The organism is Prevotella veroralis, assembly GCF_018127765.1.
Taxonomy (GTDB): domain Bacteria; phylum Bacteroidota; class Bacteroidia; order Bacteroidales; family Bacteroidaceae; genus Prevotella; species Prevotella veroralis.
On sequence record NZ_CP072330.1, the window covers coordinates 857136 to 871076 of the forward strand.

At 39.4% G+C, this 13941-nt stretch carries 10 protein-coding genes; 7 read left to right on the forward strand and 3 right to left on the reverse strand.

Going from position 1 to position 13941, the window contains the following annotated elements:
* The first annotated feature begins 92 nt into the window (after positions 1 to 92).
* From htpG to rho, 4 genes are all read left to right on the forward strand, one after another.
* Positions 93 to 2147, forward strand: coding sequence for a molecular chaperone HtpG (htpG, locus tag J5A55_RS03590; RefSeq protein WP_004383565.1), 2055 nt, complete (start codon positions 93 to 95; stop codon positions 2145 to 2147).
* A 352-nt stretch (positions 2148 to 2499) separates the two neighbouring features.
* Entirely contained in the window at positions 2500 to 3189 is a 690-nt protein-coding gene (gene mtgA, locus J5A55_RS03595) for a monofunctional biosynthetic peptidoglycan transglycosylase (protein ID WP_009434041.1), read from the forward strand.
* 70 nt (positions 3190 to 3259) lie between these two features.
* Positions 3260 to 5791, forward strand: a complete 2532-nt coding sequence (locus tag J5A55_RS03600; protein ID WP_004383568.1) for an ATP-dependent helicase — start codon at positions 3260 to 3262, stop codon at positions 5789 to 5791.
* A gap of 581 nt (positions 5792 to 6372) precedes the next feature.
* The gene (gene rho / locus J5A55_RS03605; protein WP_004383571.1) at positions 6373 to 8328 is read left to right on the forward strand and encodes a transcription termination factor Rho; all 1956 of its coding nucleotides are present in this window, start codon (positions 6373 to 6375) and stop codon (positions 8326 to 8328) included.
* 245 nt (positions 8329 to 8573) lie between these two features.
* Here the strand turns inward: rho and ruvC are convergent, their stop codons facing one another.
* The 3 genes from ruvC to rsmG are packed head-to-tail and all read right to left on the reverse strand — an operon-like array spanning position 8574 to position 10487.
* Entirely contained in the window at positions 8574 to 9149 is a 576-nt protein-coding gene (ruvC, locus tag J5A55_RS03610) for a crossover junction endodeoxyribonuclease RuvC (RefSeq protein WP_004383572.1), read from the reverse strand.
* 15 nt (positions 9150 to 9164) lie between these two features.
* Positions 9165 to 9809: an MBL fold metallo-hydrolase gene (locus J5A55_RS03615; protein ID WP_004383573.1), complete on the reverse strand. Its 645-nt coding sequence runs from the start codon at positions 9807 to 9809 to the stop codon at positions 9165 to 9167.
* Between the two features lie 54 nt (positions 9810 to 9863).
* A complete protein-coding gene (gene rsmG / locus J5A55_RS03620) occupies positions 9864 to 10487 on the reverse strand; it encodes a 16S rRNA (guanine(527)-N(7))-methyltransferase RsmG (RefSeq protein ID WP_004383574.1) in 624 nt (207 codons plus the stop codon).
* 135 nt (positions 10488 to 10622) lie between these two features.
* Between rsmG and J5A55_RS03625 the strand changes: the two genes are divergently transcribed.
* The 3 genes from J5A55_RS03625 to J5A55_RS03635 are packed head-to-tail and all read left to right on the forward strand — an operon-like array spanning position 10623 to position 13339.
* On the forward strand, positions 10623 to 11246 hold the full coding sequence (locus J5A55_RS03625) for an HAD family hydrolase (RefSeq protein WP_004383575.1): 624 nt from the start codon (positions 10623 to 10625) through the stop codon (positions 11244 to 11246).
* Positions 11247 to 11295: 49 nt separating this feature from the next.
* Positions 11296 to 12114 (forward strand): 3-methyl-2-oxobutanoate hydroxymethyltransferase, encoded by an 819-nt coding sequence (panB, locus tag J5A55_RS03630; protein ID WP_004383577.1) that lies wholly within the window; start codon positions 11296 to 11298, stop codon positions 12112 to 12114.
* Between the two features lie 49 nt (positions 12115 to 12163).
* The gene (locus J5A55_RS03635) at positions 12164 to 13339 is read left to right on the forward strand and encodes an MFS transporter (protein ID WP_004383578.1); all 1176 of its coding nucleotides are present in this window, start codon (positions 12164 to 12166) and stop codon (positions 13337 to 13339) included.
* Positions 13340 to 13941: the final 602 nt, after the last annotated feature.

The following is a 13941-nucleotide window of genomic DNA, read 5'->3' on the forward strand; positions in this document are numbered from 1 at the left end:
TATCGAAGAACAATCAATCAGTTTCATCTCCTGTTATGGCATGGTATTTGTAATTTAGTCGGCGTGAATATAAAATTATAATAAATATAACTATGCAAAAAGGAAATATTGGGGTTACGACAGAGAATATCTTCCCCGTTATCAAAAAGTTCTTATACTCAGATCATGATATCTTCTTACGTGAGATGGTCTCTAATGCTGTAGATGCAACGCAGAAGTTGAAGACACTTGCAGCCACAGGCGACTTTAAGGGTGAGTTGGGCGATTTGACAGTTCGTATTACCTTGGACGAGAAAGCAGGAACACTAACCATCAGTGACCGTGGTATTGGTATGACTGCAGAAGAGATTGAGAAATATATTAACCAGATAGCCTTCTCTGGTGTAAACGACTTCTTGGAGAAGTATCAAGATAAGGCAGAAGCCATCATTGGTCACTTCGGACTTGGTTTCTATTCTTCATTCATGGTAGCTAAGAAAGTAGAAATCATTACTAAGAGTTATCGTGAGGGTAGTAAGGCTGTAAAGTGGAGTTGCGATGGCAGTCCAGAATATACACTTGAGGACGCAGATAAGGCGGACAGAGGAAGTGATATTGTTCTCTACATCGATGATGATTGCAAAGAGTTCTTGCAGAAGTCTAAGATTGAGGAGTTGCTAAATAAGTATTGCAAGTTCATGGCTGTTCCTGTTGCCTTTGGTAAGAAAACAGAATGGAAGGATGGTAAGAGTGTTGAGACTGATGAGGATAACATTATTAACAATGTGGAACCATTGTGGGTTAAAGCTCCATCAAGCCTAAAGGATGAGGACTATAAGAAGTTCTATCAGACGCTCTTCCCAATGAACGATGAACCATTGTTCTGGATTCACTTAAATGTTGATTATCCATTCAATCTCACGGGTATTCTTTACTTCCCACGCATTAAGAATAACATTGAGTTACAGCGTAACAAGATTCAACTTTATTGCAATCAAGTCTTCGTTACTGATCAGGTGGAAGGAATAGTACCAGAGTTCTTGACATTGTTACATGGTGTGATTGATTCTCCAGACATTCCTTTGAACGTCAGTCGTAGTTACCTACAGAGCGACTCTAACGTTAAGAAGATTGCGTCTTACATTACCAAGAAGGTAGCAGACAGATTGCAAAGCATTTTCAAGGAAGACCGTAAGGAATATGAGAAGAAATGGGACGACTTGAAGCTCTTTATAAACTATGGTATGTTGTCAGAAGCTGATTTCTATGATCGTGCAAAAGACTTTGCGCTCATCAAAGATACAGAAGGCAAATACTTTACGTTAGACGAGTACAAGACTCTCGTAAAAGATAATCAGACAGACAAAGAAGGAGTGCTTGTCAATCTTTATACAACTAATAAAGAAGAGCAGTACACCTATATCGAGGCTGCAAAACAAAAGGGATATAGCATTATTGACGCAAGTGGACAGCTAGATGTACCAATGTTGTCAATGCTCGAACAGAAACTAGAGAAGACACGCTACGTTCGTGTAGACTCTGATATTATTGATAGAATCATTCAGAAGGAAGATGCACCTAAGAATAATTTGTCAGAAGAAGAGACTGACAATCTGTCAGAGACTTTCCGTTCGCAGATGCCTAAGATACAAAAGGCTGAGTTCAATATTGAGGTGCAGGCTCTGGGTGAGAGTTTCCAACCGGTGCTCATTACACAGAACGAGTATATGCGCCGTATGAAGGAGATGAGTCAGTTCCAGCAAGGGATGGGCTTTTATGCACAAATGCCAGATGCTTATAACTTTGTTTTGAATGCCGATCATCCACTTATTAAGAGAGTATTGAATGAGGTAACAGAAGTTACAACCAAGGAGTTAGAGCCTATCGCTAGTGAGTTGAAGGGACAGAAGGCTCGACTTGCAACTTTACAACAGTCTCAGAGCAAGAAGAAGGCTGAAGAATTGACACAGGAGGAGAAGGACGATGTACAGAATACGCAAAAGTCTATCTCTGAATTGCAAGATAAGAAGAAGACCGTTATTGAGGCTTGCGCAAAAGATAATGAGGTTGTTCATCAACTCATTGATTTAGCATTGCTTCAGAATGGTATGCTTCAGGGAGCTGCATTAGACAAGTTCTTGAAGCGTTCTGTTAGCCTTATTAAATAAGGTGAATCAATAGAAGAATATTAGCCGTAAGATAACTACTCTCGTTAGTTACCTTGCGGCTTTTTCGTTGATGAACTTATACGTGCAAAGCAATCTAGGAAAAACTCCTAAGCTATTTGCGAAAAGCTCCTAAGCTTTTTGAAGAAAGCTCTTAAGCTTTTGTGAAAAAGCTCCTAAGCTTTTTGAAGAAAGCTCTTAAGCTTTTGTGAAAAAGCTCCTAAGCTTTTTGATAAATGCTAGTAACCCTTCTGCAAAAAGTATAAAGCACTCAAGGGGAAGAATCTTCTTTTCTTCTTTCATTCTCTCAATCAAAGAAGATTTAGTAACTTTGCAGACATTAAAACGCAAGTTTATGGTTAAGAAGATTTTTAAAATAATACGTTGGGTATTTGCATTGGCTTTCATATCCTCCATATTGATGGTTGTTGCTTATCGATTCATTCCCGTTTATTTCACACCTCTGATGATTGGACGTTGCTTTGAACAAATGGGCAAGGGAGAATCTATAAAACTCTATCACCATTGGATATCTTTAGACGAAATGCCAAAGTCAATGCCTGTTGCAGTGATGGCAAGCGAAGATCAGCGTTTCTTGACACACCATGGTTTCGATTATCAAGCTATTGAGCAGGCGGCAGAAGAGCACCTTAAAAAGGGAAAGAAGTTACGGGGTGGCTCAACGATCTCACAACAAACAGCTAAGAATGTGTTCTTATGGCAAGGACGTTCGTGGTTAAGAAAGGGACTTGAAGTTTATTTCACTTTCTTGATAGAGACACTTTGGGGTAAACAACGTATTATGGAAGTTTACTTAAATTCTATTGAGATGGGTGATGGTATATATGGAGTACAGGCTTGTGCAGAACAGAACTTCGGTATGGAGGCAATGCAATTAAATCGTCGTGATTGTGCGTTGATAGCAGCAACGTTGCCTAATCCTCGTCGGTTCTCTTCAAAGAATCCTGGACCTTATATGCTGAAGCGAGTTAAGCAGATAGAGCATCAAATGACTTTTATCCCTGCTTTCCCTGAAGAGCATTAGGCTTTTAGGGGTGAAGGTTGTAATTGTTTATTCACTTAGAGTTACTTTATATCACATCATATAGTTATAAATGACAGATCAAGAGAGAGAGGAACAAATCCTTGCTACATTAAATACTAGTCAGCGCGAAGCCGTAGAATATTGCACTGGACCTTCTTTAGTCATTGCAGGTGCTGGGTCGGGGAAGACAAGAGTTTTAACTTATAAGATTGCTTACCTACTGAGTAGAGGGCTGAAGCCTTGGAATATTCTTGCGCTAACTTTTACCAATAAGGCAGCAAGAGAAATGAAAGAACGTATAGCACAAGTCACATCTTTAAGGGATGCCCGACAGCTATATATGGGTACGTTCCACTCTATCTTTGCTCGAATCCTTCGAAGAGAAGGGGAGGTGATTGGTTTCAATGGTAACTTTACCATTTATGATGAAGCTGACTCCCGTTCATTGCTAAAGAACATTATCAAAGCATTGGATCTCAATGATAAGATTTATAAGCCAGCGACGGTACATAATGTGATATCCAATGCAAAGAATCATCTGATAACTGCCTCTGAATATGCTGAAGACCGTGCTGCAATAGAACGAGATAGAAGTGCAAAGATGCCAGCTATTAGTATGATTTACAAGGCGTATGAAGCGAGGTGTAGACAGGCTAATGCAATGGACTTTGATGATATCCTACTTTATACTTATATCCTCTTCCGAGATCATCAAGAAGTTAGGAATAGGTATGGAGAGCAGTTTGAATACATTTTAGTTGATGAGTACCAAGACACAAACTATGCCCAGGTGAGTATTATTAGTCAGTTGGCAGAGATACATAGACGTGTCTGTGTGGTTGGAGATGATTATCAGAGTATTTATTCCTTCCGTGGTGCAAATATTGATAATATCCTTGACTTTAAGAATAAGTTTGATGAGGCTAAGCTCTTTAAGTTAGAGCGTAATTATCGTTCAACTCAACTTATCGTACAAGCTGCTAATTCGTTGATGAAGCACAATGAACGCCAAATCCCTAAGAATGTCTATTCAAAAGAAGATGAAGGAGATAAGGTATTGTACAAACCTTGTTACAGTGATCGTGAAGAGGCAATGGTAGTTGCAAAAGAACTGAAGCGTATTAAGCACATGGATGATTGTGATTACAGCAACTTTGCCATCCTTTATCGTACAAATGCACAGAGCCGCGCCTTTGAGGATGAGTTTCGTAATCAAGGCATTCCTTATAAGATTATAGGTGGACTCTCTTTCTATCAACGCAAGGAAATTAAAGACATCATTGCTTATTTCCGATTAGTGACTAATCCTAATGACGAAGAAGCCTTTAGGCGTATCATTAATTATCCAACACGTGGTATTGGAGATGCGACAGTAAAGAAGATTATTGATTGTGCACAAATGAATGGAGTTTCATTATGGGAAACCATCATGGACCCCGTTACTCATGGGCTGAATGTGAATAAAGGTACGATGACCAAACTCTTTACCTTTAGAGCATTGATTAGCGAATTTATTAAGGATGTTGCACAAACAGATGCTTATACGCTTGGTTGTAAGATTATTGAAGAAAGCGGTATAAAGGCAGACTTGATGTTAGGGAGTGAGCCGGAAGACTTGGCACGTAGAGAGAACTTAGCAGAGTTCATGTCTGCTTTGCAAGGTTTTGTTGATACTAATCGTGAAGAGGGGAGAGAAGAGAATGTTTATTTGACGGATTACTTACAGGAGGTTGCACTCTATACTGATGCAGACAAAGAGGATGATAATGCGCCGAAAGTAACATTAATGACAATTCATGCAGCAAAAGGATTAGAGTTTCCAACGGTCTTTGTTGTTGGATTGGAAGAAAACATATTTCCTAGTCCAATGTCATCTGACTCAAAACGAGGACTTGAGGAAGAACGTCGCCTTCTTTATGTTGCAATTACACGTGCAGAGCGTCATTGTATTTTGACAAATGCAAAGAATAGATTTCGCTTTGGAACGATGCAAATTGATTCTCCTAGTCGCTTCTTGAGAGACATTGATGCTTCGTTACTTCATGTGGAGGATAGTGCTTCTGGGTTATTGGGAGAGAATCGTCGCAGATTATCTTGGGATGAGGATGCTAACGAGGGCTTTAGTAGTAATTGGAGAACTCGCTCGAATGATAACTTCCGTGAATATGAGCCTAATAAAGCCTATACGGGTAGTCGACCTTGGGGACAAGAGTATCATCAGTTAGGTTCTCGATATCAAAACTCTAACCCCGTAGCCAGTCAGTTTAGAGCAGATCCTAAACCGAAGATAACAGAACGCAAACGTCCTGAAGTAACTGTTGATCCATTGTCCGCACGTACTAAGCAGAGGTTACTTGTTGAGGGCAGTAATTTTACAAGGTTATCTTCTGCTATGACAAATGGTGGTCGTACAATGCCTTCTCCAGGAAATAGCAATGCTACATCTCTAAGCGTTGGAGCAACAATAGAGCATCAGCGTTTTGGAGTAGGGGAGATAGTTAGTCTTGAAGGGACAGGCGAGAATGCCAAAGCCACAGTTGACTTTCGTAATGCTGGTAGAAAGCAACTACTTCTTAAATTTGCTAAGTTTAAGGTTATCTAATCGTGATAACTTATTGAGGTTAAACACCTCGGTATAGGACTGAGGGTACCTCATAATAGAACCTTGAAACTATGTGTTTAGAACCCTGTTTACGCTCTTTGTCTAATAGGTTTCCGAATTCTTTATCACCCGTTCCCCATTCCTTTCTCATGCGTCTTGCGTCTTTTTTATCCGTATCTTTTATTAGTCTCACCATGATGAAACTTGTGTCTCATCGTGATGAAACCAGTGTCTCTTCACGATGAAACTTGTGTCTCATCACGATGAAACTAACTTTATATGCGTGTATAAATGATGCGCAACACGTTAGAAAGGAATGGGGAACAGGTGATAAAGAATGCTGGAACAGGTGGAAAACGATTCGCAAACAGGTGAGAAAAACTGGGTGAACCTGTCATAAATATTAGAACAACCATGAATGGTCTCCTTAGGAAAAGGAAAACTAAGGCAAAAAAAAGATAGCTTTTCTTGTGAGAGCCAAATTATTATTATACCTTTGCAGGCACAAAAGACACATTATTGATGTTTCTCTTTATGAAACATAACAATTCATAAGATATAATTTTCTACATATATCATATATGTTAAGCAAAGAAGAACTATTAGAGAAAGATGTTTCTGAGCTTGAGACTATTGCTCAGGAATCTGGTGCCGTCTATTCAAAAGGCGATGACAAGGATAAGCTAGTTTATGCTATTCTTGATCGACAGGCAGAAGAGATTAGTTCTGCTCATCCCATGGAATCAAAACGTAAACGTACAAGGATTGCACGGAAAGATACAGATAGGGTCTATTCCGTGCATGGTGATGAGGGGGAGAATTTCGATGTACAGAAGAATAAACCTACGGGGGATGTACAGACTTCTCTCTTTAAAGACGATGAAACGCCTGTAGCCGTAAGTAAAACTAAGAAAACACCTGAAGAGATACTTGCATCTATTCCTAAACATCGTGGAAGAAAGTCAAAGGCAGAGCTCGAGGCTATTGCAGCTGCTGAAGCTGCACTTAAAGCTAAGCAAGAACAAGAGGTTAAGGCACAGGAGTCTAATGATCAGGAGATAGATAAATCTCTAGTTGAGGATACAACGACTAATACAATGGATGAAGATTTTATCCCAGAAGACCATTTCTCTGATAGTCCTGCACAGGAAGATACTGAGAATAAAGAGGAGCTATTAGCTCGCCTACAAGAAAAGGTGAATGCACATAATAATACGGAGATAAGTCCTGATGGTGTGTGGGCTGGAGACCCTGGCGATGGTACAGATTTCATCCCTATAGTGGATATTCCTGTTGAAGATCAAGGAGCTGTGCCTAATTATGATATGTTTGACCAGCCAACAATGCCAATGCAAGGCTCTTCGATTCCTGCGGTATATGATAACCCAGCGGTCAATAATGGAGAGGCTTATGACTTCTCTAACATCATAAAGGCTAACGGAGTGTTGGAAGTAATGCCTGATGGTTATGGTTTCTTGCGTTCAAGCGATTACAATTATCTTTCTTCACCAGATGATGTATACGTTTCGAATACTCAAATTAAGCAATATGGTCTAAAGACGGGTGATGTTGTAGAATGCTTTGTTCGTCCTCCGCATGCAGGAGAGAAGTACTTCCCATTAACAAGCATTGATATGATTAATGGAAGGAAACCGGTCGAAGTACGTGATCGCATACCGTTTGAGCATCTTACACCACTCTTCCCTGAAGAGAAGTTTACACTTTGTAATGATCTAAAGACAACGAATCTCTCAACACGTATTGTTGATCTCTTCTCACCTATAGGTAAAGGGCAGCGTGCATTGATTGTTGCACAGCCAAAGACAGGTAAGACTATCTTGATGAAGGATATTGCGAATGCAATTGCAGCCAATCATCCTGAGGCTTACTTGATGATGCTACTCATTGACGAACGCCCAGAGGAAGTTACTGATATGGCACGAACTGTCAATGCGGAAGTTATTGCATCTACTTTCGATGAACCGGCAGAGCGTCATGTAAAGATTGCTGGTATTGTTTTAGAGAAGGCGAAACGTATGGTTGAATGTGGACATGATGTGGTAATCTTCCTCGATTCTATCACACGATTGGCACGCGCTTACAATACTGTTGCACCGGCATCGGGTAAGGTACTTACGGGTGGTGTGGATGCTAACGCATTACAGAAACCAAAACGTTTCTTTGGTGCAGCTCGTAATATAGAAGGTGGCGGATCGTTAACCATTATTGCAACGGCATTGATAGATACAGGCTCCAAGATGGATGAGGTAATCTTTGAGGAATTCAAGGGAACAGGTAATATGGAGTTACAACTCGACCGTAGTTTGAGTAACAAGCGTATCTTCCCAGCTGTCAATCTCGTTGCTTCTAGTACACGCCGTGATGATCTCTTACAAGACCGTACGACACTTGACAGAATGTGGATTCTCCGTAAGTATATTGCAGATATGAATCCTATAGAAGCCATGAACTCAATACACGATCGTATGGTTCGAACAAAGAATAATGAAGAATTCCTCCTTTCTATGAACGAATAAAAAATAAGCAAAAACTATAAAGACTATGCCAGTTAGAATAGAAAAGGTATTTCATTCTAACTGGCATTTTATTTTATTAATATGCTCTATTGGCTTCCTTATATAAAGGCGGTTGTATTCCTTATATAAAGACAGTTGCCTTCCTTATATAAAGACAATAGTCTTCCTTATATAAAGACAATAGTCTTCCTTATATAAAGACAATAGTCTTCCTTATATCATAAGAACCATCTTCTTTGTATTAATTATTTGATTCTATCAATATTCTTACGCGCAAAATCTTTCCAAGAGCTGTAGTGTTTGGCATCAGTTGTGGGACGACTCATTTGCAAGAAATGGCAATAAGCAGCCGCAACAGCATCGGTAGCATCCATGAAATGGGGCATTTGATTATCACGTAAGTGGAGGAGCTTTTGTAGCATACCAGCAACTTGCTCTTTAGACGCAGAGCCGTTACCTGTGATTGCCATTTTAATCTTTAGAGGGGCATACTCTTGTATTGGGACATCATGATGGATAGCTGCCGCAATAGCAACGCCTTGAGCACGTCCGAGCTTTAACATTGATTGCACGTTCTTGCCAAAGAAAGGTGCCTCAATAGCTAATTCGTCAGGTAGATACTCCTCAATGATACCAGAGACACGATCGAAGATCTTACCTAATCGAAGATAAACATCCTTCTCTCTGCGCATATCGATAACCCCCATCACAATGAGTTCTACCTTATTTCCACGGACACGCAATACCCCATAGCCCATAACATTGGTACCGGGGTCTATACCTAATAGTATCTTTTCGGGTGTAAGGCTTTTCTTTTGCATTTAATGGGATACGGGTTATCTGTCCATATATGGATTATGGGCAAGTTCAAAGCCAATAGATGTTTGCGGTCCATGTCCGGGATATACAATCGTAGTATCGGGTAATTGCGCAAGTTCTCTCAGACTGCTGATTATCTGGAACATACTTCCTCCTGGGAAGTCAGTCCTTCCGATACTTCCTTTGAAGAGAGTGTCACCAGTGAAGAGGACATTCTCTTCAGCACAATAGAATGAAACAGAACCACGTGAGTGACCTGGTGTACGGATAATTCTAAATGTGTGCGAGCCAAAGGAAATTGTGTTATTTTCTGTGAGCCTTAATTCGCCAGCTGGTAAGTCGATGTTCAAATCCATACCAAGCATTTGCAAAGCGGCTTCTTTCGAATGCTGCATGAGTATTTCATCACCATCGGAAACTTCTGGCAATAAGTTAAACGCAGATAGAATTGCAGCATCACCGAAATGATGGTCTAAGTGTCCGTGCGTACCAATATTATGAACAGGCTTTAAGCCATTCTTATTTATATATGTGATTATCGCTTCTTGTTCACTTTCTGTGAATGCACCGCAATCAATGATTACACATTCCTTAGTATCGTCACTGACAACATAACAATTCTCGTGTAGAGGATTCACCTCAAATGTCTGGATCTTTAGCATTACTTTTGATGTTATTTGTTTGATAAATTCGTTTGGATAAGCTTACTATTCTACTTATCCAGGTACATAGATAAGGTATTTCCCCTTAAACCATTCTTCATCAAACCATTGTGAAATCTCTGTTTTCTCAGCTATATTCTTATAAGGCTTCAGCTCTTCATCAAGATTACCACCTTTAAGAACAATTACTCCATTAGGCAGAACATTATGCTGATCACGTGCAATATTCTTTTTTACAATCTTCATCAAGTCAGGAAGTGGCATGACAGCACGCGAAACGATAAAGTCGAATTTACCTTTCTCTTCTTCTCCTCGCAAATGTGCAGGGAGAATATTCGTAAGTCCAATTGCTGTTGCCACTTCTTGTGCTACCCGTACCTTTTTCCCGGTACCATCAATGAGCTTAAAGTTAGCTTCAGGAAAGAGAATCGCAAGAGGAATACCGGGGAAACCACCTCCTGTTCCAAAGTCTAAGACATTAGTTCCTTCACAAAACTTTATAAACTTTGCGATAGCGAGCGAATGAAGAACATGATGTTCATAAAGATTGTCAATATCCTTACGGGAGATAACGTTAATCTTCGCATTCCATTCGTGATATAAGGCATTAAGCGCATTAAATTGTTCTTCCTGTTCTGCTGTGAGATTAGGGAAGTATTTCTTAATAATATCTATCATTTCCTTTATTATTGTATGCTATGAAGAATACTGATAATCAGCGATTGTACACATCCTAATTATCAATTAGCGAAAGCAAAGTTACAAAAACTTTTCGTAACTTTGCATTGTTATAATATATAATAAGGAGAAAGAATGATAAAAGCATGTTTGTTTGATTTAGATGGTGTAGTGTTTGAGACAGAGTCATTATATACCTCGTTTTGGTGTGGCATGAAAGAGGAGTATTGTCCAGAGATTCCCGATTTTGAATATATCATTAAAGGTCAAACCTTGGTTCAAATATATGATAAGTATTTTGCAGGAGAAGAGAAAAAGCAAGAGGAAATAACACAAAAGTTGAATGAATTTGAACAGAACATGCCTTTTAATTATATTGATGGCTTTGAGTCTTTCGTTAAAGACTTAAAGAACAAAGGTATAAAGACTGCCGTCGTTACGAGTTCAAACATAGAGAAGATGCAGAATGTTTATCGTAAACATCCAGAATTCCAATCATATTTTGACGCTATCTTAACAGCAGAAGACTTTGCAGAAAGTAAGCCTTCACCAGATTGTTATCTTAAAGCAGCAGCACGCTTTGAGGTTCCGGCTAATGAGTGTGTCGTTTTTGAAGATAGCTTCAATGGCTTGCGTTCAGGACTAGCCTCTGGCGCTCGTGTTATAGGCTTAGCTACGACAAATTCGATAGCTGAAATCAAAAAATACACAGATGAAGTTATTAGCAATTATATAGGTTTTACTTTGTCAAATAACTAAAAACGAGTACCTTTGCACCCACAAATCCAAAATAAGGTAAGAAGGGGACATGGGATATTTAACAACCGATAAGAAAAAGGTAACAGCGAAAACATTATTAGAAATGAAGGCTGCCGGAGAAAAGATTACGCAAATGACAGCCTATGATTTCACAACGGCAGGAATCATTGATGCTGCTGGCATAGACAGTATTCTTGTTGGCGATTCGGCTTCTAATGTTATGGCTGGAAACATGGATACAACTCCAATTACAGTAGAACAAATGATCTATCACGCACGTGCCGTTGTTCGAGCCTGCCAACGTTGTCTTGTTGTATGTGACATGCCGTTTGGCTCTTACCAAGTAAGCCGTGAGGAGGGCATACGTAACGCTATTCGAATAATTAAGGAAACCGGGGCTGGGGCGGTTAAGATGGAAGGCGGAAGAGAGATAGCAGATACCGTCAAAGGTATTATTGATGCTGGAATCCCTGTTATAGGGCATCTGGGATTAACACCACAAAGTATCCATAAGTTCGGTGGTTATGGACTTCGCGCTAAGGAGGAATCTGAAGCTAAGAAGCTAATCGAAGATGCTTTAGCACTGGACGCTGCAGGCGTTAGTGGTATCACGCTTGAGAAAGTCCCATCAGCTTTGGCATCGAAGGTAACGTCAATGGTGAAAGCGGCTACTATTGGTATTGGTGCAGGTAATGAGACGGATGGTCAAGTGCTTGTATATGCAGATGCTCTCGGAATGACGCAAGGCTTTAAACCTAAGTTCTTACGTCATTTTGCCAATGTGAATCAGTGTATGACAGAAGGCGTACAAGAATATATTAAGTGTGTGAAAGAGAAATCTTTCCCGTCAGTTGAAGAATCTTATTAAGCGATTCACAAGATTCAACAAAGCTTGATTGATATAAAAGATAGATATTATGGACACTCAGAATACCCCGATTCATGTACGCTTATGGGATAAGCATTTCTGGACATTAGCAATTTCAAATCTTTTGCTAGTAATGTCGACATATATGTTAATCCCGATCATTCCAATGCAATTAAAAAACGACGGGTACACTATGTCGCAAATGGTAATAGTATTGGGCATTTTCTTTGTCGGAATATATCTTTTTGGTAATATCTCCGCTTATCTCGTGCAACGCTATCGTAGGAAGATGGTGTTCTTGATATCCACATTATTGCTTTTGGCTGTTACTGGCGTCTCATATTACTTAGCGACAAAGCCAAATCTTAATATCGATTATACTATTCTTGTTGGCTTGCGATTCATACAAGGGGCATTTTACGGATTATCGCAATTAGTTTTGTTGAGCACACTCGTAATTGACGACGTAGAAGCTGTACACCGAACAGAAGCGAATTATGCTGTTACATGGTTCGGGAGATTTGCTTTAGCCTTAGGTCCTTTGTCGGGATTATTGGTTTATCAATACATGAATTTCGGTTCGGTATTGCTTTTGTCATGCGGCTGCATTTTGTTATCTTTTCTTCTTGTTAGCTTTGTTGGTTTTCCCTTTAGACTACCAAGTGAAGACTTATGCAAATTTTCTTTCGACAGATTCCTATTGAAGGGAAGTCATTGGTTGTTCATCAATACGGTGCTTATCACATTCGTTGTCGGCTTATTACTGACTATAGAGCAGAGCCCAAGATTTTATGGATTCGTCATGCTCGGTTTTATTTTTGCTTTGATAGCCGAACGATTTGCATTCAGTAATGCCGACTTACGTAGTGAGGCGGTGACAGGAATGTTATTCATGGGCGGAGCAGTCCTATTAATGCTTACAAGAAACCAGTCGAATGTTTCTTATATTGCTCCTGTGCTTACGGGATTCGGAGTAGGTGTTATAGGCAGTAGATTCCTATTATTTTTTATTAAACTAGCTGGGCATTGCCAACGCGGAACTAGTCAAAGCACTTTTCTCTTATCATGGGAGACAGGAATTGGTTTAGGACTTGTGGCATCTTATGCTATGCTTTCTTGTGAAAGGACATTGGTTTTATGGACTTGCCTCATTGCGCTTGCCGTAAGTCTCATATTCTATACGATGTTTGTACATAATTGGTACGTAAAACATAAGAACAGATAGGGCAATTCGCCTTATCTTTTGGGTTTTGCGCTATTGGATTTATCCAGAAAAGTATTTACATTATTTTTTTCATTATAGCGTGTTTTAGTACGAGTTCTATCAAGAAAATCGAAAAGAATTAGTGATTTTCTGAAAACGATAGTACTTTTTACCCAACACGATAGTACTTTTTCATCAACACGATAGTACTTTTTTCTTGAAAAGTAGCTACGTTTTATGCGAAAAGTAGGTTATTTTTGCCTAAAATGATGGTACTTTCTGTTCATAAAGTTAGTACTAATTTTGTAAATGATTGGTTATCAGTGATTTATAGGTGTTATCAAAACGTGCTCAAAAATCGCATATTTGAGGGCGAACTAAGCCCTTGGTGAAAATATCGCAATTATAAGTGTCAAAAATGACAATATTCTATTACAAAATTAGGTAGCACCTTTCGTCGGTTTTCTTTGTTCTTTTTCGCTCGCTTCTGGTTAGATATCTATTTATTTGTTGTAATATATTCTCTCTTTGAGCGGATGATTCCGTCAGTTTCTGTATTCCCTTTACCCGTTATATTAGTAAAAATCGTGCCCATACAGCCTTGTGTCTTTCCTGTTACATAA